Below are 23415 nucleotides of genomic sequence, written 5' to 3'. Positions count from 1 at the left end.
CTCAGACCGCCGCCAACGCACGCTCGAAATCGGCGATCAGGTCGTCGGGATGTTCGAGCCCGACCGAGAAGCGCACCAGCCCGTCGGTGACGCCCATGCTGGCGCGAATCTCCGGCGTGAAGCGCTGATGGGTCGTCGTGGCGGGGTGCACGATCAGGCTCTTGGCGTCGCCGAGATTGTTGGAGATGCGGATCAGCTTGAGCGCATTGAGCAGGCGGTAGACGGCCTCCTTGCCGCCACTGACCTCGAAGGCGATCAGGGTCGAGGGACCGCTCATCTGGCGCGCAATGATCTCGGCTTGCGGATGATTGGGGTCGCCCGGAAAGATCACTTTCGGCAGCTTGGGCTGCTTGGCCAGCCAGGCGGCAAGGATCGCGGCGCTCTGCGCCTGCCGGTTGACGCGCAGCGGCAGCGTCTCCAGGGCCTTCAGCATCACCCAGGCGTTGAAGGGCGACATCGCCGGCCCGGTCTGGCGCAGAAAGATCTGGATCTCGCTCTGGATCAAGTCCTCCGAGGCGAGGACCAGTCCGCCGAGGCAGCGGCCTTGCCCGTCGATATGTTTCGTTGCCGAATAGACGACGCAGTCGGCACCGAGTTCGAGCGGACGTTGGAAGAGCGGGGTCGCGAAGACATTGTCGACCACGAGCTTGGCGCCGACCTCCTTCGCCAGCGCGGCGACGGCCGCGATGTCGATGACCTCGAGTGTCGGGTTCGCGGGGCTTTCCAGGAAGAAGACCTTGGTGTTGGGCCGCACGGCCTTCCGCCAGGCCTCGAGATCCGGGCCGTTCACCAGCGTCGATTCCACGCCGTAGCGCGGCAGATGATCCTCGACGACATAGCGACAGGAGCCGAACAGGGCCTGCGCCGCGACGACGTGGTCGCCAGCACGCACCAGGCTCATCACTGCTGCCGTCACGGCGGCCATGCCGGTCGCCGTAGCGCGGCAGGCTTCGGCCCCCTCGAAGGCGGCCATGCGCTGTTCCAGCATGGTCACGGTCGGGTTCGAGAAGCGGGCATATTGGAAGCCCGGATCCTTGTTCAGGAAGCGCGCCTCGCATTGCTCGGCGCTGTCATAGACATGGCCCTGCGTCAGGAAGAGCGCTTCCGACGTCTCGCCGAACTGCGAGCGCAGGGTGCCGGCATGAACCAGCCGCGTTTCGGGATGCAGCGCCTTTGCGCCAGCGTCTGGACCTGACATGAACTGAACTCCGGCCGTTCGTTATAACGGACAAAGGGAATAACAGCTCAGCCATCGTTCGTAAAGACGGACAAAAATTCTCCGGAAGGAACGCCCGAGATCTGCGCCTTAGATCATCGGGCCGGATATAGTAACCGGTCCGATGATCTAACTATCTGTGATTGCATCGGCTTCCCCGAAAACCGCAATCCACTTTTCGGGCCGATGTCTTAGCGTGACGGTTTCGGCGGGCGCCCGAGCGGGGTGAGGAAGCCGGTGAGGTCGGTCGTGACGTGGTGGACATGGCCGGCTTCAATCGCGGCCTGCTCCCAGGCTTCGCGGAACGGGTCCGGCGTCTGCGGCAGGATCAGCACGGTCTTCATGCCGAGCGCGTTGGGGACAAGCAGGTTCCTCTCGATGTCCTCGAACATGGCCGCGCGGCTGGGATCGACCGCATGTTTCGTCAGGAAATGCTCATAGGTCGCGCGCTCGGGTTTGGGCAGGAAGCCAGCCTCGACGATGTCGAAGATGTCCTCGAAATGGTGGAGGATACCGAGCTTGCCCGCGACATTCTCGGCATGTCCGCGCGAGCCGTTGGTGAGGATGAGCTTGCGCCCCGGCAGGGCGGCGATGGCGTCGCCAAGCGCGGGGTTGGGATCGAGCAGGGAGAGGTCGATCTGGTGCGCGAAATCGAGGAAATCGTCGGGATCGACGCCGTGTTCCTCCATCAATCCCTTCAGGGTCGTGCCGTAGCGCTGGTAATAGTATTTCTGCAGCGCCCGCGACGACAGCCCGTCGAGCCCGAACAGCTCGCCGAGGAACAGCGTGATGCGCTCATCGACCTGCGGCCAGACTTTTGCCTCGTGCGAATAGAGCGTGTTGTCGAGATCGAAAACCCAGTGCTCGACATGCGCAAAGGCTTCCGCATTCGGCAGGAGCGGCGTAACGGCGGATATGATCGGTTTCTGATTCATGGGCTATGTCATGTGGCGACGTCAGCGTCGCATGCAAGTCTTCCGCAAAGGTTTACCGACGTGCGACGACACTGGCCGATCGGCGGTCAGGCTGCTGACCCGCGATCAGAGCAATGATCAGGCCGTTCTCTCAAGCGCCGCATGTGGCGTGAACGGGTCGCGCATGAGACACATGCGGCCCGTCTCCCTACCTTTCGTCCCGAAACGACCTGGCGCTTCGCGCCGGGACACGCGCGATATCCTCTCGCCGTCGCGACATGGTGCGGACGAGTGCAAGACCGACCATGGCCAGCGAGAGGCCGAGGCCGAGCGCGATGGTGATCGAGTAATCCATGATCGCTCCTCCCGAGACGCCCCCCGGGAGGATGATGAACCTGTCGCTGCCGGCACGCATCACCGGCAAAGGTGGATCACCTTCTGATGATGGTGCCCGAGCCGGTATCGGTGAAAAGCTCGATCAGCGCCGCGTGCGGGATCTTTCCGTCAAGGATGACGACCGCCTCGACGCCCTTTTCGAGCGCGTAGATGCAGGTCTCGATCTTCGGGATCATGCCGCCGGAGATGGTGCCGTCCGCGATCAGGCGGCGGCATTGCTCCACCGTGAGCTCCGGAATCAGGTTCTTGTCCTTGTCGAGCACGCCGGGCACATCGGTCAGCAGCAGCAGGCGCTTGGCGTTGAGTGCACCGGCTATCGCGCCCGCAAAGGTATCGGCATTGACGTTGTAGGTCTGGCCGTCGGCGGCGGCACAGACTGGTGCCAGCACGGGGATCAGCTCCGCCTTCAGCACGGCCTCCAGCACGCTGATGTTCACCGCTTCAGGCTCGCCTACAAAGCCAAGATCGAGCACCTGCTCGATCTTGGAATCGGGATCGACGACGGTGCGGGTCACCTTGCGGGCGGTCACCATATTGCCGTCCTTGCCGCAGAGCCCGATCGCCTTGCCACCCTCGCGCGAGATGTAGCCGACGATCTCCTTGTTGACCGAGCCGGCCAGAACCATCTCGACGACATCGACGGTTGCGCGGTCGGTGACCCGCAGGCCCTGCTTGAACTCTGACTTGATGCCGAGCTTGTCGAGCATGCGGGCGATCTGCGGGCCGCCGCCATGGCAGACGACCGGCTTCAGGCCGGACTGCTCGAGCAGGACGATATCCTCGGCAAAATCCTCGGCGGTCGCGGCATCGCCCATGGCGTTGCCGCCATATTTGATCACGATGATTTCCTGATCGTAGCGCTGCATATGCGGCAGCGCCTGAACCAGCAGTTCTGCCGATTGCGACGGCGTCAGGTGGACGGCGGGATTGATCATCGGCAGGCTCCGCGGGACGCGAGGATCGCGCGCCGGGCCTTCTAGCCGAAGAATGGCCGGGGCGGAAGCCGGCGGGCGCGGTTCAGCTACGCCGCGCGAACAGGGCGGAGAAGGCCAGAGCGAGCCAGCCGGCCAGCATCAGGAAGCCGCCAGCAGGTGCGGCGCCCGCAAAGAGCCGCTCGTCATAGAAGCCACGCCGGGTGAGATCGGCGGCAAAGAGCGCGACGCCGAGGATGATGACGGAGAGCGCGACACGCGCCAGCAGATCGGAGAGCAACCCGGCCTTGCGTGCGGCCGTTGCGCCCAGGATCACGGGAGCGTGGGTCAGCAGCATCTGGCCGGCGGTCTGGAGGCCGCTCGTGCCTGGCCCATGCGCTGCCGCAGCCAGGAGCGTCACGCCCGCAAGGCCCATCAGCGCGGCCAGCGTGAGATGAATCTTTGCGGCGCTCATGGCAGGATCACTTTCTCTGGACCGGACCGAAATGCTGGCGTGCGGGGCCTCGCGAGGAGGACTGGCCGGATTGCCTCGCCTCCCTCGCCATCACGGCAGCCGCGAGGCTTATGCCCGCTCTGCCAATACGCGCGCGATCGCTGCGCGCAGCTCCGGAATGCCGAGGCCCTTTTCGCTCGAGGTGAGCAGCACCTCGGGGAAGGCGGCCGGCCGGCGCTTGATCTCGTCGAAGGTCGCTTCCTGCATGAACTGCTGGTCGGCCTTCTTGATCGCGTCGCCCTTGGTCAGCACGACCTGATAGGAGACGGCGGCCTTGTCGAGCGTCTCCAGCACCGCGCCGTCGACATCCTTGATGCCATGGCGGGCGTCGATCAGCACATAGACCCGCATCAGGTTGGAGCGGCCGCGCAGGTATTCGTGGATCAGATTGGTCCAGGCCGCGACCTTGTCGCGCCCGACGGCGGCGTAGCCGTAGCCGGGCATGTCGACGATGGTCAGGCGCTCATCATGCCCGACCTGGCGGAAGAAATTGAGCTGCTGGGTACGGCCCGGCGTATGCGAGGTCCGCGCCAGCGCATTGCGCCGCGTCAGGGCATTGATCAGGCTCGACTTGCCGACATTGGAGCGCCCGGCAAAGGCGATCTCCTGGCCGACCATGGGGGGCAGGTCGTCGATCTTGGTCGAGGCCCAGACGAAATCCCAGGGACCTTCGAAGAGCTTGCGAGCGCTCTCGATCTCGTCCGGAGTGAAGGGGGTTGTCGTGCTTGTTGTCATGGGTCCTGCCTACACGGCGGCGCGCAAGGCGTCGATGTTGGCGCCGGCGATTGCACCGAGATTGCGGGAGATTGTCTCTGCATCCCAATCCCACCAACGAATGGCGAGGAGTTCCGCGATCGTCTCGGCCGGGAAGCGCATCTTTACGATCTGGCCGGGATTGCCGACAACCACCGCATAGGGTGGCACATCGCGCGAGACCTGGGCCCGCGTCCCGATGATGGCGCCGTCGCCAATCGTCACGCCGGGCATGATCACCGCCTCGCGACCGATCCAGACATCATTGCCGATCACCGTGTCGCCACGCAGGCCAAGCCTGTCCGGCGTCATCTCGGGAGCGCCCTCGAATCCGAACATCTGGAATGGATAGGTCGAGAAGCCGCCCATCGGGTGGTTCGCGCCATTCATGATGAACTGTGCCGCCTGGGCGATGGCGACGAATTTTCCGATGATCAGCCGGTCGCCGATGAAGTCGAAGTGATAGCGCACGCAGCGGCCGACGAAATGCTCCGGCCCGCGCGAGTCGTCATAATAGCTGTAGTCGCCGACCTCGATCAGCGGGTGGTCGACGACGGCCTTCAGGAAGGCCGTGCCCTTCCAGCCCGGGATCGGGTGAAGGGTCCGCGGATCGGGAAGCGGCATGGAAGGCTCCCTTTCGAAAGCAGCGGGAACAAGGTCCGAAAAAAGCAAAAGCCCCCCTCCCGAGGGAGAGGGGCGCCGCGTCGCAGCCCGGAGGCTTACTTCGCCTTGTTGCTGTTCGCCGGCTTTCCGGGCGCCGGCGTGGCCGTTGCTGCCGCCGCAGCCGGCTTCTTGCCGAACATGCTCTTCAGATTGTCGAACAGTTCGATCTTCACACCGTGCTTGCGCATGATGAAGCCCTGCTGGACGATCGAGAGCAGGTTGTTCCAGCTCCAGTAGATCACCAGACCGGCGGGGAACGAGCCGAGCAGGAAGGTGAAGAACACCGGCATCCAGGTGAACATCATCTTCTGCACCGGATCGGGCGGCTCCGGGTTCATCTTCATCTGGATGAACATGGTGATGCCCATGAAGATCGGCCAAGCGCCAATCATCAGCATCGCGGGGACCGCGAAGGGCAGCAGCCCGAACAGGTTGAAGACCGAGGTCGGATCGGGCGCGGCAAGATCCTTGATCCAGCCGAAGAACGGCGCGTGCCGCATCTCGATGGTGATGAACAGGATCTTGTAGAGCGCAAAGAAGACCGGGATCTGCACCAGTACCGGCCAGCAGCCGGCGAGCGGGTTGATCTTCTGGGTCTTGTACAGCTCCATCAGAGCCTGCTGCTGCTTCATCTTGTCGTCGGCGTAGCGCTCGCGAATGGCGAGCATCTCCGGCTGCACCGCCTTCATCTTCGCCATCGAGGCGTAGGACTTGTTGGCGAGCGGGAAGAACAGGGCCTTGAGCAGCACGGTGACGATCAGGATCGAGACGCCGAAATTGCCGACGTGCTTGTAGACCCAGTCCATCACGAAGAAGAGCGGCTTGGTGATGAAATAGAACCAGCCCCAGTCGATCATCAGCTCGAAGCGCTTGATGCCGAGATTCTTCTCGTAGCCGTCGATGGCCGCGACTTCCTTGGCGCCGGCGAAGAGCCGGGCATTGGCGGTCGCGCTGGCGCCCGGCGCGACCGTGACGGCCTCGCCCAGGAAATCGGCCTGGTAGGTGTGCGAATTGCCGGTCTGGACCGAGGAATAGCGCCCGTCATACTTGCGCTGCTGATCGGGGATGACCGCGGCCGCCCAGTACTTGTCGGTGATGCCGAGGAAGCCGCCGACGGCGTCCTTCCAGACCTTGCCGGTGGTGCCGGGCGAGAGCGTCGGCTCCTTGTCGATCTTGTCGTAGGTGTATTCCTGCAGGCCCTGCTCGCCGAGATTGCCGACGAGGCCTTCGTGCAGCACGTAGTAGCCAAGCGTATGCGGCTTGCCGTGGCGAACCACCTGGCCGAACGGATACAGCGTGACCGGCGCACCGCCCTTGTTCTCGACCTCGTCGCGGATCGAGAACATGGCGTTGTCATCGACCGAGATCATCCGCTTGAACAACAGGCCCTGGCCATTGTCCCAGGTCAGCGTCAGCGGCGTACCGGGGCGCAGCACTTGGGCGTCCGCGGTCCAGACGGTCGTCGCATTCGGCAGCACCACATTGGCGCCGGGTGCGGCGACCCAGCCGAAATCGGAATAATAGGCGTTGGGTCCGCCGAGCGGCGAGAGCAGCACGATGTTCGGGCTGCTGCGGTCTACGGTCTCGTGATAGGCCCTGAGCGAGACGTCATCGATGCGCGCGCCGGTGAGCGAGATCGAGCCGGCGATCTTGGGCGTGTCGATCTTGACGCGCGGACCGCGTGCGAGCGCCTGCTCGCGGGTCTCGACAGCAGCGACGGCCTGGGCCGTGCCGGGAGCGGCGGTCGCTGCCGGCTGGCCTGGAACGGTCGCCGGAGCCGGAGTAGCCGACGAGCCCGGCTGGGCCGTCTGGGTCTGCGCCTGCTGGCTCTGCTGCGCGGCCTGCTTCTGCTTTTCCATCTGCGGCACGCCGTAGAAGAACTGCCAGCCGAGCAGCACGACCACCGACAGGGTGATCGCCAGAAGCAGGTTGCGATTGTCTTCTTTCATCATGACCGGAAACGGATCTCGCTGAATGCCCCGAAGGGCTTTTGGCCTAAGGCTGGGGACGGGTGCCACCACTGGTGGGGCGCTTGTCGGTCGGCCTGCGGCCGGGTTTTGCGGGTCTGGCGCGATCGAGCGCGACGGAAAGATCGGCGATCAGCGCGGAAAACGGAGCTGTCAGCACCTCGCGCCGCGCGACGATCACGAGATCGCAGGGCCGGTCGGCCTGGGCGGCAAGGGCTTGTTTCGCGGCGGCGCGCAGACGGCGCCGGATGCGGTTGCGCTCAACGGCATCGCCGACCTTGCGGGAAGCGGTCAGGCCGAGGCGCAGGCCGTGACGGCCTTCTTCACCCGCGGCATCGCGCACCTGCGCCGTGAAGGCAGGCGAACGAAAACGGCGGCCATGCTCGGCCGCCGCCAGAAACTGTTTGCGTTCGGTCAGACGGGCGTGGCGCATGGCGATGGGCCTGTCTTCCGGAAACGGCGCGCAGGTCACGCGCCGGTCGCTCAGGCCGACAGGCGCTTGCGGCCATGCGCCCGGCGGGCGGCGATGACCTTGCGGCCACCCTTTGTCGCCATACGGGCGCGGTAACCGTGGCGGCGCTTGCGAACCAGCTTGCTGGGTTGATAGGTTCTCTTCACGGTCCGTCTCCGGGGCCTTGTTCCGGCATGGCGACCGGGTTCCCGCTGGGGAAAATCGGCCGGCCAAGCCTGTCATGCAAAAGGGGCGGCGCCGCCCGAAAGGCTGCGCAGGTCGCGGGCTTATGGCGGAAGGGCGGGGGCGAGTCAATGCCGAAGGCGCATCCTGCGACGATGCCGCGCGGATCGACAGGCCCGGCTCCTCGGCCCGCCCGTGCCTTGAAGACGTTGATCATCAGGAGCCGCGACGCAGTCGGCGTGCAGAGGGCCTTCGATCGTGAAAAGAGGCAGGGCGTCGCCAGGGGCCGCCCGTGCGGCAAGGCTGACGACGCCGAGGTTCATCGGGCCGGCTCTGTCATAGAGCGGCTCGCGCCGGCGTTGGGGAGGCGGCCGAGCGGCTGGTTTCGGTCGGATGCGATCCTGGATGCCCATGCGCAACATCTCTTCGCGCGGCAAAATCATCTCTTCGCGCGGCAAAATCTCTTCGCGCGGTAGGAGGGGAAGCGCCCGGGCGAACTGCGCGACAAGGCGTAGCTCGCGCTTGCGCTCTCGATCGACATGCACGATATAGCGCCCGGGAGGTTGGCGAGGGACGTCTCACTCGCCAACCGGGTCAGGTCCGGAAGGAAGCAGCCCTAACGAGACCGAACGGGTCTTCGTCCAGCCTCCCACTTTGCGGCTGCCTTGCGCGCTGCTCCCGCTTGCCAGGTCTTCGATCCAAGCCTTGGATCGGGGCCGCTCCTGCCTCGTCCCGGCCGGAGTATTGCAAGTCCGGCGTTGACCGTCGCCTCCCGATTGGCGAAAGCATGCGGATGACCGACGAGACCGCCGCTGCCGATTCCGTTGAAGAGCTGGGTTTTCCCGGCCTCGCGCCAGCGCCCGTCGCGACCGCGGCGCCTTACCGGGTGCTTGCGCGCAAATACCGTCCGGCCCATTTCGGCGACCTGATCGGCCAGGACGCCATGGTGCGTACTCTGACCAACGCCTTCGCCGCCGGCCGCATCCCGCAGGCATGGATGCTGACTGGCGTCCGCGGTGTCGGCAAGACGACCACGGCCCGCATCCTGGCGCGTGCCCTGAATTTCCAGAGCGCGGATGGAGCGGGTGGGCCGACCACCGATCTCTCGCGTTTCGGCGTGCATTGCCGCGAAATCATCGAGGGCAGGCATATCGACGTGATGGAGATCGATGCCGCCTCGAACAATGGCGTCGACAATATCCGCCAGATCAACGACAGCGTGCGCTATGCGCCGGTCTCCGCACGCTACAAGGTCTACATCATCGACGAAGTGCACATGATGACCGGGGCGGCGTTCAATGCCTTCCTCAAGACCCTGGAAGAGCCGCCGCCGCACGCAAAGTTCATCTTCGCCACCACCGAGATCCGCAAGGTGCCGGTGACGGTGCTGTCGCGCTGCCAGCGTTTCGATCTGCGCCGGGTCGATGGCAGCCTGCTCGTCGGCCATCTCTCGAACATCTGCAAGGCCGAAGGGGTCGACGCCGAAGAGGAGGCGCTCGGTGCCGTCGCCCGCGCCGCCGAAGGCTCGGTTCGCGATTCTCTCTCGATCCTCGACCAGGCCATCGCCCATGCGGCTGGCCGAATCACGCTCGAGGATGTGCGCTCCATGCTCGGCCTCGCCGACCGGGCCCGCGTCATCGATCTGTTCGAGTCGGTGATGAAGGGCGATATCGCGGCGGCACTGGGCGAACTCAGGGCGCAATATGATGCCGGTGCCGATCCGGTCGTGGTGCTGACCGATCTCGCCGAGTTCACCCATCTGGTGACGCGTCTGAAGCTCGTGCCTGAAGCCGCCCGGGATAACGGCCTGAGCCAGGCCGAGCGCGTGCGCGGCGGTGATTTCGCGGCCCGACTGTCGGTGCGCGTGCTGGCTCGCGCCTGGCAGATGCTGTTGCGCGGCATGGCCGAGGTGAAACAGGCCGACAGGCCGGTGATGGCGGCCGAGATGGTGCTGGTCCGTCTCACCCATGCGGCCGACCTGCCGACGCCCGACGAGGCCATGCGGATGCTGCGCGACGGCAATGGCTCTCCCGCCGGATCGGGCAATGGCGGGGGGGGCGCAGCGCCCCGCCCTCCCTCCGGTGGCGGGAACACGGCGCTCGCGGCACGGCCTGTGCTCGCCAGCGCGAACCCCGCGCCCGCTGCCGCCCCTCGTGCGGTTGCGGCCCCGGCCGTGCTCGTCGCTTCGATCGAAGATATCGTCGCGCTCGCCTCGCAGAATCGCGACATCACCTTGAAGATTGCGCTCGAGCGCGATGTGCGGCCCGTTCGCTTCGAACAGGGGCGGATCGAGTTCGCCCTGGTCGAAGGTGGTTCACGCACGCTCGCCAATGATCTGTCGCGCCGCCTCAAGGAATGGACGGGACAGACCTGGATGGTCGTCATCGTCAATACGGAGGGAGGCGCGACGCTGCGCGAGCAGGCCGTTGCCGCCAAGGACCAGCGCGAGAGCGACGCTGCCGCTCATCCAGCGGTGAAGGCTGTCCTGGAGCGCTTTCCCGGCGCCCGCATTGTCAACGTGCGCGATCCGCGCGCGGCTGAAGCTGCCGAGGCGCAATCCTCGGGCTCGGCCGACGATGATTACATGTCTGATGCCGAGCCGCTGTTCGACGACAGCGAGCCGGATTTCGACGGCGTCGATTTCTGACACTTTCGCATACGGAGAGACACCATGCGCGACATGATGGGCCTGATGAAGCAGGCGCAGCAGATGCAGCAGAAGATGGCCGATGTTCAGGCCGAGCTCGACACCATCGAGGTAGAGGGCGCCTCCGGCGGCGGCATGGTCACCGTGACGATGACAGCCAAGGGCGCGCTCAAGTCGGTCCGGATCGACCCGAGCCTGATGATGGCCGACGAGCGCGAGATACTCGAGGATCTGATCGTCGCGGCCAGCACCGACGCCCGCGCCCGCGCCGAGCGGGTGATGCAGGAGCGCATGGCTGAGATCACCAAGGGCCTGCCGATCCCGCCCGGCATGAAACTGTTCTGAGCTGCAGGCCCGCATGTCACGCGCCATTGCCGGCCCCGAGATCGAGCGGCTGATTCAGCTTCTCGCCAAGCTGCCGGGCCTCGGGCCGCGTTCGGCCCGGCGCGCTGCCCTGCATCTCGTCAAGAAGCGCGAGCAGCTTCTGGGCCCGCTCGCCGAGGCCATGGCTACCGCGCGCGAACGCATCGTCGTCTGCACGACCTGCGGCAATATCGATACCAGCAATCCCTGCTCGGTCTGTCGCGACGCCCGCCGCGACGATGGGGTGATCGTCGTCGTCGCGGACGTCTCCGACCTATGGGCGCTCGAGCGCTCGGGCGCTGTTTCAGGGCGCTATCATGTTCTGGGCGGCGTGCTCTCGGCGCTCGACGGCATCCGGCCCGAGCACCTGACGCTCGATGCGCTGGTGGCCCGTGCCTCCGACCCGGCCGTGAAGGAGGTCATCCTGGCGCTCAACGCCACGGTCGACGGGCAGACCACGGCGCATTTCATCACCGATCTGCTTGCCCATTTGCCGGTCAAGGTGACGAAGCTCGCCCATGGCGTGCCGGTCGGCGGCGAGCTCGACTATCTCGACGACGGCACGCTCGCTGCCGCCATTCGCCAGCGCACGGGCTTCTGATCCGGGCTTCGTCCCGTCAGAACTTGTAGCTCAGGCTCGTGCGGACGCTATGCAGCGTCGAATCCTGATCGGTCGTCACGCCAAGGAAGGCGCCGCGCGCCAGGCGGTTGAACCGGCCGAAATCGGTGTAGCGGTATTCGACGCCGGCGATCAGGTGGTCGGTCAGCGCAAAGGAAAGACCGCCGCCCACGCTCCAGCCCGAGCGCGATGTCTGGGCGCTGTCACGTGCTCCCGAAGCCGGATCGAAGAGCTGCTGGTCGAACTCGGTGAAAGTCGCGCCACCCGTGGCATAGATCATGAAGCGGTCCATCGCAAAGCCCAGGCGACCGCGCACCGAAGCCTGCCAGTCGCGTTTCACCTCACCGATGCCGAGGGCATGACGGAAGCGCCCATCGCTATTCAGGGCCTCGATATCGCCTTCGATGCCGAGGACATAGGAGCCGAACTGGTAATTGAAGCCGGCATGTCCGCCGCCGAGCACCGAATCGGTATCGGAGGTGAAAGCCGCGCCGATGCCGTTGGCGGCGATGAAGCGGGTGCGCTCCGAGCCCCAGGAATAACCGATCTGGCCGCCGGCGTAGAACCCGGTCCAGGAAAAGAATTCCGGCAGTGCAGGAGCCGGCGGCAGCGTGCCCTTGCGATAGGGCATGTCCGCCGCGGAGGCCGCGCCGCCAGCCAGAAGTGCGAGGCTCGCAAGGCCGGCTTTCAGGAACATCTTCATCGCAGGTCTCTGTATGTCGTTCGCCGATCGGGTGGCCAGATGCGGTGCCTCCCGTCATCCGGGACGAGGAGGTCGCAAGCCTTTGCTGACGCATGTGAAGCGCGCGTTTTCTGGCTCTGATTAGGAACTGTTAAGGTTAACAAACGGATAAGCGGCCTGGGGTGGCCCGCCGCGCAGGGAACAAACTCGTCGTCCGCCCGGTTTGCCCTAGGCTGGTGCCAGGCCGCGTGTCGACCCACCGCGGCGGCGGAGACTTTTCATGGCCTTCTTGAAACGCATCACGGGCGCAGCGGGCGCGGGGGTGGCGCTGGGCTACGTGGCCGAGGCGATCTCGCGCTGGCGTGCGCGGCCTTCGCGAGAGGAGGTTGCACGCGGCCGCGACGCGGCTTCGCCGCTCGAGATGACCTGGCTTGGCTGGAAGGATGTCCTGCTGCGCTTTGCCGGCAATGTTGCCGATAACCGTCTCAGTTCTCTGGCTGGTGCGGTCGCCTTCTTCACCTTGCTTTCGCTTGTCCCGGCGCTCTCGCTCCTTGTCGCGCTGTACCGCTATTTCACCGACCCGCTGACCATCGCCGGCCAGCTCGACAGCCTCACCACGGTCTTTCCAACTGCCGCACGCGAGTTGATCCGCGAGCAAGCGATGCGGCTTGCGACACAATCCAGCACCGGCCTGTCCCTTGCTGTCCTTGTCAGCCTGCTCGTGGCGGCCTGGAGTGCGAACGCCGCGGTGAAGGCGGTCTTCGATGCGCTCAACATCATCTATCGCGAACGGGAGAAGCGCAGCTTCTTCAAGCTGAACCTGATCTCGCTGCTGACCACGCTGAGCGGGGTCGTGCTGCTGATGGCGGCGCTGATCGCGATCGCCATCCTGCCGGTCATCTCCGCGTTCTTCCCGTTCCACTACGAACTCGAGCAACTGGTCCGGCTGGTGCGCTGGCCGACCTTCGTCGTGATGGCGACGCTGGCGATCGCCTGCCTCTACTGGATCGGACCGAGCAGGCGGCGGCCGCGCTTCGCCTGGGTCATGCCAGGCGCGATCGCCGCCTCGCTGCTCTGGGCGGCCGCGTCATGGGCCTTCTCCTGGTATGTCGGCACGCTCGGCAATTACACGGCGACCTATGGCTCGCTCTCGACGGTGGTGGTCTTCATGACCTGGCTCTGGCTGTCGGCGATGATCGTGCTCGCCGGTGCCGAACTCAATGCCGAACTCGAGCATCAGACCGAGCGCGACACCACGATCGGGCGACCCAAGCCTCTCGGCCGCAGGGGCGCGACCATGGCGGACAGGGTCGGTGCTGCCATGGCGGACGAGTAGGCGATGCTGGATCCCGACGACACGCGCCAGAGCGACCTGCGCAGCGGTTCGAGCCCCTGGCGCACAGATGCCGGACATCCGCGAGGCGAGACGCTCGAAGCGGATATTCGCTGCGACGTGGCGATCATCGGCGGCGGCATCACGGGGGCGATGCTGGTGGAACATCTGACCGCGCGTGGGCGGCAGGTCGTGCTCGTCGATCGTGAAAGACCAGGCTTCGGCAGCACGGTGGCCAGCACTGCGATGCTGCAATGGGAGATCGACCAGCCCTTGCGGCGGCTTTCGGCGCTCTACGACTTCGAACGGGCGGCGGATATCTATCGGCGCAGCCTTCGGGCCGTGGCGGGGCTTCGTGAGCTGGTCCTGGGCCAACAACTGCGCTGCGCCTTCCATCCCCGTGACACGGTCTATCTCGCAGCTGGCGAGACCGGGGCGCGTGAATTGCTGGACGAGCATCTCCTGCGGGAGCGCGCTGGCCTGCCCGGCTCCCTGCTCGGCCATGACCTGCTGCTGCGCGAGTTCGGGTTCGACCGGGCGGCAGCCATCGTCTCGCCCGGATCGGCGGAAGCAGACCCCCTCAGCCTGTGCCATGCCCTGCTCGGCGTGGCGGCAGCGCGGGGCGCGCGTCTTATCCGCGACGAGGCGGTGGCATTCGATGGCCAGGGTCGCTCCGCCATGGTCCAGCTCGGCGCTGGCCACACGATCGAAGCCGGTCATGTCGTCCTGGCAACCGGCTATGTCATGCCAGATTGCGTCCGGAGCGATCTGCATCGCATCGCCTCGAGTTGGGCATTGGCGACGCAGCCGCAGCCCGCACAGGCGCTCTGGCCTCGGCGTGCGCTCGTCTGGGAGGCTTCGACGGACTATGTCTACTGCCGGACCACGGCCGATGGAGGCATCGTCATCGGAGGCGAGGACGAGGGGAGCGATGACGCCGATCTGCGCGAGCGTCTCGGGCCGGAGAAGACAGAGGCGCTGCTCGGCAAGCTCGCGGCCCTTGTGCCGGCTGCGCGGCTCTCGCTTGCTCACACCTGGTCCGGGGCCTTCGGCCAGACCGGGGACGGGTTGCCGCTGATCGGGCGGGTCCCTGGCCAGCCACGCCTGCTGGCGGCCTATGGCTATGGCGGCAACGGCATCACCTTCAGCTTCCTCGCGTCTCGTCTCCTCGGCGCCCTGCTAGAGGGCAGGGAGGAGGCCTGGTTCTCTGATTTTGCGATCGACCGGCCGAGCCCGGTCTGACGGCCCCGCGATATTGCGCGGCTGCAATCTTGGTCTTGCCATGCCAAGGGGCGACAATGGCTCGGTTTCTTGCCATTTGAAGACTGCGGCGGACGTCGGGCCGCATCATTTTCGGAGGCGGCGATGCTCACGGTTAAGGACAAGGTTTCGTCACCGGTACGGCTTGAGGCCTATGACGCGCCCCTTCACATTGGCGCGGTCTCCTTGCGGGTGCGCGATCTGCCGCGCCTGACGGCCTTCTATCGCGACGCGATCGGGCTGACGCTGATCTCGGAAGAGCCCGGCCTCTCCGTGCTCGGTGTCGACGGCGTGCCGCTGGTGCGGCTCGAAGGGGGGGCGAGCGCACCGGTATCGGCCGCCGGCCTCTTCCATCTCGCGATCCTGCTGCCATCGCGCCGTGACCTCGCCAACTGGCTGGCGCATGCGGCCAGGACCCGAGTGCCGCTGGAAGGCGCCTCGAACCATCTCGTCAGCGAGGCGCTCTACCTCTCCGATCCGGAAGGCAACGGCATCGAAATCTATCGTGATCGCAGCCGGCCGGAATGGCCGCGACTTGATGGCGGCGCCATCAAGATGTCGACCGATCGGCTCGATCTCGACCTGCTCCTGCGTGAGTCGGACGGAGCCGCCTATCCCGGCATGCCGACTGGCACGGGCATGGGGCATGTTCATTTGCGCGTCGGCGACACCGCGCAGGCCGAGGGCTTCTACCGCGATGGGCTCGGTTTTGACGTGATGGTGCATTATCCCGGCGCCAGCTTCCTCGCGACCGGTGGCTACCATCACCATATCGCCGTCAATGTCTGGGGCAGCCGGGGGGCAGGCCTGCGGGCTGACAGCGATGCGGGGCTCGCGAGCTTCGAGCTCGTCGCCGCCGACGACCCGGCCTTCGCGGCGATGCGGACGCGGATGATCGCTGCCGGCGGTCGTGATCAGGGAGGCACCGTCACCGTTGCCGACCCCTGGAATAACCGTCTGATCCTGCGTCGCTAACGGATCGGCCCGAAAAGTGGGGCGCGGTTTTCGGGAAAGCCGATGCAAACACGAAAGCCTCGGCCCGAAAGGTGGGGTGCGGTTTTCGGGACGCCGATCCAGGCTTCGATCCTAGCGCGTGAGCAGATGGCTGCGGCGTGTACCGCCGCCATCGGGCTTGAAGCCCATGGCTTCCCAGAAAGCGGCCGCGCCGGAATCCGCAGCGTTGAGCGAGAGCCTCGGCGCCAGCGACAGCCCTTGTTGCACGAGTGCGCTCGCCAGCAGGCGGCCGACGCCTCGGCGCCGGCCGGTCGGCCGGACATAGACATGGCGAATGCGCAGGAGGTCGGGCGCTGGGTCATAAGGGTCCGGCGTCACCGCGCCGATCGCGGCGAGCACCCCATCGCGAAACACCGCAAACAGGGCATTCCGCTCGTCGGCGTCACGATAACGGCCGGATTGCCACTCGTCCCGCAAACCGTCGACGAAGCGGTAGCCTTCGGCCGCCGCTTCGTCCTGCAGGGCAGAAAAATCGTCCGGCAGCGTTTCGCTGAGCCGGACGACCTGAAGCGCGCTGGAGATCACAGGCCTTCGAAGAGAGCGCTCGAAATATAGCGCTCGGCGAAGGAGGGGATGATCACGACGATGGTCTTGCCTTCGTTGCCGGGACGCGCGCCGATTTCCAGCGCGGCAGCGACTGCCGCGCCCGAGGAGATGCCGGCCGGAATGCCTTCGAGGCGGGCCAGCGCGCGAGCCGTGTCGAAGGAGGTCTGGTTGCCGACAGTCACCACCTCATCGATCACCGAGCGATCGAGCACGCCGGGAACGAAACCGGCGCCGATGCCCTGGATCTTGTGCGGACCGGGTTGGCCGCCGGAGAGAACCGGGGAGTCTTCAGGCTCGACCGCGATGACCTTCAGCCCGGGCCGGCGGGGCTTCAGCACCTGGCCGACACCGGTGATCGTGCCGCCGGTGCCGACACCGGAGACGAAGATGTCGATTTCGCCGTTGGTGTCGTTCCAGATCTCTTCGGCGGTCGTCCTGCGGTGAATCTCGGGGTTGGCCGGATTCTCGAACTGCTGCGGAATGATCGCACCCGGGATCTCGGCCTTGAGCTCTTCGGCCTTGGCCACGGCACCGCGCATGCCGCCCGGGCCGGGCGTCAGCACGAGTTCGGCGCCGAGCAGGGCCAGCATCTTGCGACGCTCCAGCGACATCGTCTCCGGCATGACCAAGATCAGGCGGTAGCCGCGCGCGGCAGCGACGAAGGCGAGCGCGATGCCGGTATTGCCCGAGGTCGGCTCGATCAGCGTGCCGCCCGGCTTCAGAACGCCTGAGGCTTCGAGCGCATCGACCATGTTTACGCCGATACGATCCTTGACGCTGGAGATCGGGTTGAAGAATTCGAGCTTGGCAAGGATCGTCGCCTTGACGCCGCGTTCTGCCGGGAGACGGTTCAGCCGCACCAGCGGAGTGTCACCGATCGTATCGGTGATCGACTCATAGACCCGGCCTCGACCGGGCGCCTTGTCCTGTGCGGGATTGAGCTTCTGTGCTGCTTCGGCCATAGCGGCCTCCCTTGCGTCATATGGTCAGGATGGAAGGGCTAACGTATTTCACATCTTATGTCGAATAATTAGTTTAATAACATAATTATATTGTGAAATCGGCTCTCTGGGCGATCTCTCCGAAGACCGACTTCTGCTCGGACTGGCGACAGAGATCTTCGACGGTGACGCTGTCGAGCTCGGCCAGGAAGGCATCGGTCGCCCGCCTCAGCGCCGGGCCGACCACCTCGTCGATAAGGCGGGACTGCGGCAGGGGCGTGGTTTCATCGCTCGTTTCCTGCATGGCCGCACGCGCGATATCGCCGGCGGTGATGCGGCGGCGTTCGCGAGCGAGCTCATAGCCGCCGCGCGGACCGCGCACGCCCTTCAGGATGCCGGCGCGCACGAGCGCCTGCAGCATGGTTTCGAGATGGCGCGGCGGCAGGTCGTGGCGTGCAGCCAGGAATTTGGCGGCGACGGGCGACGGGCGAGCATGCAGCGCGATATCGACGACTGCGGCGACGGCGAGGAGGCTGCGGTGCGAGAGCGGCATCATTGGCCGCCACCTTGCGCCGTCGCCTTGCTCCCAGCGATGCCGGTCGAGCCGAAGCCGCCGTCCCCGCGCGCGGTCTCGTCGAGTGTGGCAGCCTCGACCAAGGCCGCCTGTGAGACCGGGGCGACCACGAGCTGGGCGATGCGGTCGCCGTGCCGGATCACGAAGTCTTCTGCGCCGAGATTGATCAGGATCACCTTGATCTCCCCACGATAGTCGCTGTCGACGGTGCCGGGCGAATTCAGTACCGTGACGCCATGCTTGAAGGCGAGGCCCGAGCGCGGCCGGACCTGCGCCTCGAAACCCTGCGGCAATTGCAGCACGATCCCCGTCGGGATGAGACCGCGTCCGCCCGGCGCCAGAACGCAGGGCTCATCGGCGGCCAGGGCGGCACGGAGGTCCATGCCGGCGGCGCCGCTGCTCTCATAGGCCGGCAGCGGCAGGTCGGCGCCATGGGGCAGGCGCTTGATGGGAAGCGTGACCATGGCGCTCAGCGGTCCGTCTTGCTGGCCTGCGGCATGCGCGCCAGATGCGCAATCAACCGGCTCGCGACCTCGCCCTTGGGCAGGGTCGGCCAGGTTTCGACATTGTCGGAGGTGACGAGATGCACGGTGTTGGCGTCGCCGCCCATCACTCCGGTGCCGCCGACATCGTTTGCGACGATCAGGTCGCAGCCCTTCTTTGCCAGCTTGGCGCGGGCATAGTCGATCACGTGGTCGGTCTCGGCGGCGAAGCCGACGACGAGGGCGGGGCGATCGATCTCGCGTGCGGCGATCGTCGCCAGGATGTCCGGGTTCTCGACGAGGGCGAGGGCAGGCGCGCTCGCGCCGGCCTGCTTCTTGAGCTTGCCGGGCGCCTCTTCCGCAACGCGCCAGTCGGCGACCGCGGCGGCGAAGATCGCGATATCCGCCGGCAGCGCGCCTTCGACTGCGGCCAACATATCGCGGGCGGATTCGACATGGATCGTGGTCACCCCCTCCGGATCGGCGATCGCGACCGGGCCGGACACCAATGTCACGCTGGCGCCCGCGGCCGCGGCGGCGGCTGCGATCGCGTGACCCTGCTTTCCGGAGGAGCGGTTGGCGATGTAGCGCACGGGGTCGATCGGTTCATGCGTCGGCCCGGAGGTGATCAGCACGCGCTTGCCGGCGAGCAGCTTGGGGGCACCGGACGCGCCGCCCGGACTGCGACCGAGGAAGCCGATCGTTCCACCCGGGGAGAGCCGGGTTTCGCCGGCCAGCGCCTGTTCGATCGCCGCCAGCAGCTCATGAGGCTCGGCCATGCGGCCGGGTCCGTTCTCGCCTCGCTCGGCCATGGCACCGGAGTTCGGCCCGACGACGAGCACCCCGTCCTTCTCGAGCTGCGCCATGTTGCGCCGTGTCGCCGGATGCTCCCACATGCGCGGGTTCATCGCGGGCGCGATCAGGATGCGCTTGTCGGTGGCGAGCAGGGCCGTCGAGGCAAGGTCATTGGCAAGGCCCGTCGCCATCTTGGCGATCAGGTCGGCGGTCGCGGGAGCGACGACGACCAGATCGGTCGAGCGCGACAGCGCGATATGGCCGATATCGGCTTCGTCGGTCAGCGAGAACAAATCGGTGAAGCAGCGTTCGCCCGCCAGCGACGATACGGCGAGCGGCGTCACGAACTCTTCGCCGGCTTTGGTCAGGATGCAGCGCGAGGTGATGCCGTGGTCCTTCAGGCGCCGGATCAGCTCCAGCACCTTGTAGGCGGCGATACCCCCGCCGATGATCAGCAGGACGGAGCGAGATGCGGACAAGGGCGGGCTCCCGAGGCAAGAAGCCCTTCACCTAGCATCGCGGAGGCGCGGCTGTCATGGGGCGGACGTGCAGGGGCCTCTAGCGGAAGGGCGGCTCGTCGAAGGAACGCAGCTTGCGTGAATGGATCGTGCTGCCGGCTTCCTTGAGCTTCTCCAGCGCTGCAAGTCCAATTTTCAGGTGCTCGCCGACAGCGCGCTCATAGAAGGCGTTGGCGGCGCCCGGCAGCTTGATCTCGCCATGCAGCGGCTTGTCGGAGACGCAGAGCAAGGTGCCGTAGGGCACGCGTAGCCGGTAGCCCTGTGCTGCGATGGTCCCGGATTCCATGTCGACCGCGATGGCGCGCGACAGGTTGATACGGCGGCGCTCCTTGGTCCAGCGCAGCTCCCAGTTGCGATCGTCCTGCGTCACGACGGTACCGGTGCGCAGCCTCTGCTTCAGCCGGTCGCCCTTCTCGCCAGTGACCTCGGCCGCAGCCTGCTGCAAGGCGACCTGGACCTCGGCGAGCGCCGGAATCGGAATGTCCGGCGGCACATGGTCATCCAGGATGCCGTCCTGGCGGAGATAGGCGTGGGCCAGCACGTAGTCGCCGATGATCTGCGTCTGCCGGAGGCCCCCGCAATGGCCGACCATCAACCAGCAATTCGGCCTGAGCACCGCGAGATGGTCGGTGATGTTCTTCGCATTGGACGGGCCGACGCCGATATTGACCAGCGTGACGCCTTCGCCTCCAGCGCGGATGAGGTGATAAGCCGGCATCTGGAAGCGATGCCAGGGCGCGGACATCACGCGCTCGGCGGCGCTGACATCGATGCCTTCGCGGTCGATCCGGATCCCGCCCGGCGCGACGAGCGCCTCGGCGGTGCCGGCCTCGATCTCGGCCAATGCCAGCCGCACGAACTGGTCGACATAGCGATGGTAGTTGGTCAGCAGCACCCAGGGCTGCACCATCCGCCAGTCGGTGCCGGTATAGTGGACCAGCCGCCGCAGCGAATAATCGACGCGCACCGCATCGAAGAGCGAGAGCGGGCGTGGCTCGCCCTCGATGATCTCGAAGGTGCCGTCGGCGATCTCGTCGCCGACCAGCGAGAGCAGCGGCGTCGGGAAATGCCGCGCAAGCTCCGCGGGCGAGATCCGGCCGCCGCCCAGTTCGTCGCCGCCCTCGATTGCATAGGGGTAGGGAATTTCCTGGGTGCTGATGCCCGTCTCGATGGTGGCGCCGTATTCCGTCACCAGGGGGTCGAGCTGGTCGAGCAGATAGGTCCGGAACTCGGCCGGCTGGGTCACCGTGGTCGAGTAGATGCCGGGCGCCGCAAATTTGGCGAAGCCGCGGCGTGTCGCTGCGGGCAGCTTCGACGGCTCATAGGTGACGCGCAGCATCGGGTAGCGATAGCGGGCGCGCTCCTCCGGCGTCGGCGGCTGTCTCGTATCGAAGAAGCGTTGGAGATCGGCGCGGAGCGCGTCCTTCGCTTCGGCATAAAGCGCCTCCAACCGGTTGATGGCGTCATGCGGCGTGGCGGCGATCTCGAAGCTCATGGCTGACTCTAGCCGGCTGCGGGCGCTCCTGACAACAACCGGCATCGCACCGGCCGATGGTCGGCAGGCCGGGCGTTCAGCGGTCTCGCAACGGGCGCTTGACGTTACGGCTTTGGTGCATTAGTAAACCGGTCAGTTAATTAACCGATCGGTTTAGTTGATGTCGCCGGACCACCTCAGCGCCACGCTCTCTGCCCTCGCCGATCCCACCCGGCGGGCCATCCTGGCGCGCCTCGCGCTGGGGGAAACCTCGGTCAAGGAGTTGGCGGAACCTTTCGCGATGAGCCTCCCGGCCGTCTCGAAACATCTGAAGGTGCTCGAGAAGGCCGGCCTGATCTCCCGTGGCCGCGAGGCGCAGTGGCGGCCCTGCCGGCTCGATCCCGGCCCGCTGCGCGATGTGGCTGCCTGGCTCGAGCACTACCGGGTCTTCTGGGACCAGAGCCTGGACAGGCTGGAGAGCATGATTCTGGAGCTGAGGACTGAGGACCAGAATGCGGCGCTGTCGTTGAGCCCGCCTTCGAAGGGGACGGACGGACAATGATCGCGGCCCGTCATCGCCCCGGAATCCAGGCGGTTTTGCCTGCTCGCCAGGCGGTCTTGTCTGCTCGCAATGAGATCTTAGATCCCAATCAAACAACTTTGGAGAGCATCATGTCTCTATCGATTACCGAGCCCGCCTTCGCAGAGCCAAGAGCCAAGCTCTGGACGGGACGGGTGCTGAGCGGTGTCGTCGTCGCGTTCCTGCTGTTCGACGGCGGTATCAAGCTGGCGCCCCTGCAGGTGGTCAACGATACCCTGCAGCAGCTGGGATATTCGGGAAGCAATGAGCTGGCCCGGGGGCTCGGCGCCATGACGCTGATCATTGCGCTGCTCTATGCCTATCCCCGCACATCCATTCTTGGCGCCGTGCTGCTTACGGGGCTGCTTGGCGGCGCCATGGCGACGCATCTGCGCGTCGGCAGCCCGCTCTTCAGCCACCTCTTCTTTGGGCTCTATCTCGGCCTCATGGCCTGGGGCGGACTCTACCTGCGCGATCCGAGGCTGCGCGCACTCATCCCGCTGCGAAGCGCCTAGCAGCTTTCGCCACTCCCTCTCGATCCGTCACAGGAGCGTTCCGTGCTCAGCACCCTTCTTTGGGCCATTGTCGCCATTCTCGCCCTCGCCATCGTCGTCGTGCTCGTCCTGGCCGCGATGAAGCCCGACAGCTTTCGCGTCCAGCGTTCGCTCGCCATCAACGCACCGCCGGAGCACGTCTTTCCGCTGATCAACGGGTTCCGGAGCTGGGGTGACTGGTCGCCCTGGGAGAAGAAGGACCCGGCGATGAAGCGCAGCTTCAGCGGCGCGGAAAGCGGCCTCGGTGCGGTCTATGCCTGGGACGGCGACAAGAATGTCGGGCAGGGCCGCATGGAGATCGTCGAGGCCTCGGCTCCCCGCAAGGTTGGATTGAGGCTCGATTTCATCAAGCCCTTCGAGGCTCATAACGACGTCACATTCGCGCTCGAGCCTCGCGGCGGCGCCACCGAGGTGATCTGGACCATGACCGGCCCAGCGCCGTTCCTCACCCGGATCATGCATGTCTTCTTCAACGTCGATCGCATGGTCGGGCGCGATTTCGAGACCGGACTCGCCAATCTGAAAGTGGCGGCCGAGCGCTAGACCCATCTCAGTTCCCGAAGAACCAGCAAGGAGGAGGCTATACCCATGCAGACTGTCGAACCGCAGGACGAACATCGCTGGCTTCAGCAGCTCGTCGGCAACTGGGCTTATGAATCGAACTGCTCGCCCGACAAGCCGGAGGAGATCTTCAAGGGCTCGGAGACCGTTCGCTCCATCGGCGATCTCTGGATCGTCGGGGAGAGCAAGAGCGAGCTGCCCGACGGAAATCCCGCGACCATGCAGATCACGCTCGGCTTTGACCCCCAAAAGGGCCGTTTCGTCGGAACCTGGCTGGGCTCGATGATGGCGATGATCTGGACCTATGAAGGTTCTCTCGACGACAGCGGCAAGATCCTGACGCTCGAATCCGAAGGGCCCAGCTTCTCCGGCGATGGCACGACGTCGAAATATCGGGACATCATCGAGATCGGCAGCCCGACCGAGCGGTTGTTCTATTCGAAGGTTCTCGGTGCCGATGGCAACTGGAGCGAGTTCATGAGAGCTCGCTACCAGAGAATCTGA

At 65.8% G+C, this 23415-nt stretch carries 27 protein-coding genes and 1 other RNA gene; 11 read left to right on the top strand and 17 right to left on the bottom strand.

From position 1 onward, the window contains the following. Position 1: 1 nt before the first annotated feature. The 10 genes from AC1DW9_RS06315 to rpmH all read right to left on the bottom strand — a co-directional run bounded on the left by AC1DW9_RS06315 (position 2) and on the right by rpmH (position 7952). Positions 2 to 1198, bottom strand: a complete 1197-nt coding sequence (locus AC1DW9_RS06315) for an O-succinylhomoserine sulfhydrylase (RefSeq protein WP_441505003.1) — start codon at positions 1196 to 1198, stop codon at positions 2 to 4. Between the two features lie 209 nt (positions 1199 to 1407). Continuing rightward, positions 1408 to 2151, bottom strand: a complete 744-nt coding sequence (locus AC1DW9_RS06310; RefSeq protein WP_441505002.1) for a pyrimidine 5'-nucleotidase — start codon at positions 2149 to 2151, stop codon at positions 1408 to 1410. A 187-nt stretch (positions 2152 to 2338) separates the two neighbouring features. Then, positions 2339 to 2485, bottom strand: a complete 147-nt coding sequence (locus AC1DW9_RS06305) for a hypothetical protein (protein WP_441505001.1) — start codon at positions 2483 to 2485, stop codon at positions 2339 to 2341. Positions 2486 to 2561: 76 nt separating this feature from the next. Further along, positions 2562 to 3461, bottom strand: a complete 900-nt coding sequence (argB, locus tag AC1DW9_RS06300; protein ID WP_043234901.1) for an acetylglutamate kinase — start codon at positions 3459 to 3461, stop codon at positions 2562 to 2564. A gap of 82 nt (positions 3462 to 3543) precedes the next feature. Further along, positions 3544 to 3912: a DUF423 domain-containing protein gene (locus tag AC1DW9_RS06295; protein WP_441490527.1), complete on the bottom strand. Its 369-nt coding sequence runs from the start codon at positions 3910 to 3912 to the stop codon at positions 3544 to 3546. A 108-nt stretch (positions 3913 to 4020) separates the two neighbouring features. Next, positions 4021 to 4686: a ribosome biogenesis GTP-binding protein YihA/YsxC gene (yihA, locus tag AC1DW9_RS06290; protein WP_441505000.1), complete on the bottom strand. Its 666-nt coding sequence runs from the start codon at positions 4684 to 4686 to the stop codon at positions 4021 to 4023. Between the two features lie 9 nt (positions 4687 to 4695). Next, positions 4696 to 5328, bottom strand: coding sequence for a CatB-related O-acetyltransferase (locus tag AC1DW9_RS06285; RefSeq protein WP_441504999.1), 633 nt, complete (start codon positions 5326 to 5328; stop codon positions 4696 to 4698). 95 nt (positions 5329 to 5423) lie between these two features. Beyond that, positions 5424 to 7316 (bottom strand): membrane protein insertase YidC, encoded by a 1893-nt coding sequence (gene yidC / locus AC1DW9_RS06280; RefSeq protein ID WP_441505118.1) that lies wholly within the window; start codon positions 7314 to 7316, stop codon positions 5424 to 5426. 46 nt (positions 7317 to 7362) lie between these two features. Next, positions 7363 to 7806: a ribonuclease P protein component gene (gene rnpA / locus AC1DW9_RS06275; protein ID WP_441490530.1), complete on the bottom strand. Its 444-nt coding sequence runs from the start codon at positions 7804 to 7806 to the stop codon at positions 7363 to 7365. 11 nt (positions 7807 to 7817) lie between these two features. Then, positions 7818 to 7952, bottom strand: coding sequence for a 50S ribosomal protein L34 (gene rpmH / locus AC1DW9_RS06270; RefSeq protein ID WP_038364779.1), 135 nt, complete (start codon positions 7950 to 7952; stop codon positions 7818 to 7820). A 573-nt stretch (positions 7953 to 8525) separates the two neighbouring features. Here rpmH and ffs point away from each other — a divergent pair. The 4 genes from ffs (at position 8526) to recR (ending at position 11579) form a co-directional block, all read left to right on the top strand. After that, an RNA gene (gene ffs / locus AC1DW9_RS06265) (signal recognition particle sRNA small type) lies at positions 8526 to 8622 on the top strand. A gap of 139 nt (positions 8623 to 8761) precedes the next feature. Beyond that, entirely contained in the window at positions 8762 to 10615 is a 1854-nt protein-coding gene (locus AC1DW9_RS06260) for a DNA polymerase III subunit gamma/tau (RefSeq protein WP_476775083.1), read from the top strand. 24 nt (positions 10616 to 10639) lie between these two features. Further along, positions 10640 to 10960 carry a YbaB/EbfC family nucleoid-associated protein gene (locus AC1DW9_RS06255; protein ID WP_113516833.1) on the top strand — a complete coding sequence of 107 codons (321 nt, stop codon included), beginning with the start codon at positions 10640 to 10642 and terminating at the stop codon, positions 10958 to 10960. Positions 10961 to 10973: 13 nt separating this feature from the next. Continuing rightward, positions 10974 to 11579, top strand: a complete 606-nt coding sequence (gene recR / locus AC1DW9_RS06250) for a recombination mediator RecR (RefSeq protein ID WP_441490534.1) — start codon at positions 10974 to 10976, stop codon at positions 11577 to 11579. Between the two features lie 16 nt (positions 11580 to 11595). Here recR and AC1DW9_RS06245 read toward each other — a convergent pair whose 3' ends face one another. Then, positions 11596 to 12300 carry an outer membrane protein gene (locus AC1DW9_RS06245; RefSeq protein ID WP_441490535.1) on the bottom strand — a complete coding sequence of 235 codons (705 nt, stop codon included), beginning with the start codon at positions 12298 to 12300 and terminating at the stop codon, positions 11596 to 11598. 259 nt (positions 12301 to 12559) lie between these two features. On the opposite strand from AC1DW9_RS06245, the gene AC1DW9_RS06240 reads away from it, so the two are divergent. The 3 genes from AC1DW9_RS06240 to AC1DW9_RS06230 all read left to right on the top strand — a co-directional run bounded on the left by AC1DW9_RS06240 (position 12560) and on the right by AC1DW9_RS06230 (position 15847). Next, positions 12560 to 13615 (top strand): YihY/virulence factor BrkB family protein, encoded by a 1056-nt coding sequence (locus AC1DW9_RS06240; RefSeq protein ID WP_441504997.1) that lies wholly within the window; start codon positions 12560 to 12562, stop codon positions 13613 to 13615. Between the two features lie 3 nt (positions 13616 to 13618). Further along, complete coding sequence (locus tag AC1DW9_RS06235; RefSeq protein ID WP_441504996.1) at positions 13619 to 14854, top strand: NAD(P)/FAD-dependent oxidoreductase; 1236 nt, start codon at positions 13619 to 13621, stop codon at positions 14852 to 14854. 123 nt (positions 14855 to 14977) lie between these two features. Next, positions 14978 to 15847 carry a VOC family protein gene (locus AC1DW9_RS06230; protein ID WP_441504995.1) on the top strand — a complete coding sequence of 290 codons (870 nt, stop codon included), beginning with the start codon at positions 14978 to 14980 and terminating at the stop codon, positions 15845 to 15847. Between the two features lie 111 nt (positions 15848 to 15958). Here the strand turns inward: AC1DW9_RS06230 and AC1DW9_RS06225 are convergent, their stop codons facing one another. The 6 genes from AC1DW9_RS06225 to AC1DW9_RS06200 form a co-directional block, all read right to left on the bottom strand. Beyond that, positions 15959 to 16411, bottom strand: coding sequence for a GNAT family N-acetyltransferase (locus tag AC1DW9_RS06225; RefSeq protein ID WP_476767498.1), 453 nt, complete (start codon positions 16409 to 16411; stop codon positions 15959 to 15961). Then, positions 16408 to 17394, bottom strand: a complete 987-nt coding sequence (gene cysK, locus AC1DW9_RS06220) for a cysteine synthase A (protein WP_441504993.1) — start codon at positions 17392 to 17394, stop codon at positions 16408 to 16410. The genes AC1DW9_RS06225 and cysK overlap by 4 nt, the downstream gene beginning before the upstream one ends. Positions 17395 to 17479: 85 nt before the next feature. Beyond that, entirely contained in the window at positions 17480 to 17929 is a 450-nt protein-coding gene (locus tag AC1DW9_RS06215) for an RrF2 family transcriptional regulator (protein WP_113516840.1), read from the bottom strand. Continuing rightward, positions 17926 to 18411 carry a dUTP diphosphatase gene (dut, locus tag AC1DW9_RS06210; protein ID WP_441504992.1) on the bottom strand — a complete coding sequence of 162 codons (486 nt, stop codon included), beginning with the start codon at positions 18409 to 18411 and terminating at the stop codon, positions 17926 to 17928. Before dut ends, AC1DW9_RS06215 begins: the two co-directional genes overlap by 4 nt. A 5-nt stretch (positions 18412 to 18416) precedes the next feature. Continuing rightward, the gene (locus tag AC1DW9_RS06205; RefSeq protein WP_441504991.1) at positions 18417 to 19703 is read right to left on the bottom strand and encodes a phosphopantothenoylcysteine decarboxylase domain-containing protein; all 1287 of its coding nucleotides are present in this window, start codon (positions 19701 to 19703) and stop codon (positions 18417 to 18419) included. A 79-nt stretch (positions 19704 to 19782) separates the two neighbouring features. Further along, positions 19783 to 21237, bottom strand: coding sequence for an AMP nucleosidase (locus AC1DW9_RS06200; RefSeq protein WP_441504990.1), 1455 nt, complete (start codon positions 21235 to 21237; stop codon positions 19783 to 19785). Positions 21238 to 21397: 160 nt separating this feature from the next. Here AC1DW9_RS06200 and AC1DW9_RS06195 point away from each other — a divergent pair, with 160 nt between their 5' ends. The 4 genes from AC1DW9_RS06195 to AC1DW9_RS06180 all read left to right on the top strand — a co-directional run bounded on the left by AC1DW9_RS06195 (position 21398) and on the right by AC1DW9_RS06180 (position 23415). Continuing rightward, positions 21398 to 21778: an ArsR/SmtB family transcription factor gene (locus tag AC1DW9_RS06195; RefSeq protein WP_441490545.1), complete on the top strand. Its 381-nt coding sequence runs from the start codon at positions 21398 to 21400 to the stop codon at positions 21776 to 21778. A gap of 110 nt (positions 21779 to 21888) precedes the next feature. Further along, a complete protein-coding gene (locus AC1DW9_RS06190) occupies positions 21889 to 22311 on the top strand; it encodes a DoxX family protein (RefSeq protein WP_113517055.1) in 423 nt (140 codons plus the stop codon). Between the two features lie 42 nt (positions 22312 to 22353). Further along, positions 22354 to 22893 (top strand): SRPBCC family protein, encoded by a 540-nt coding sequence (locus AC1DW9_RS06185; RefSeq protein WP_441490546.1) that lies wholly within the window; start codon positions 22354 to 22356, stop codon positions 22891 to 22893. Between the two features lie 45 nt (positions 22894 to 22938). Beyond that, complete coding sequence (locus tag AC1DW9_RS06180; RefSeq protein WP_476767502.1) at positions 22939 to 23415, top strand: DUF1579 domain-containing protein; 477 nt, start codon at positions 22939 to 22941, stop codon at positions 23413 to 23415.

This window comes from Allobosea sp. P4_E12, assembly GCF_056401655.1.
This window is presented reverse-complemented; position numbering and strand designations above follow the sequence as displayed.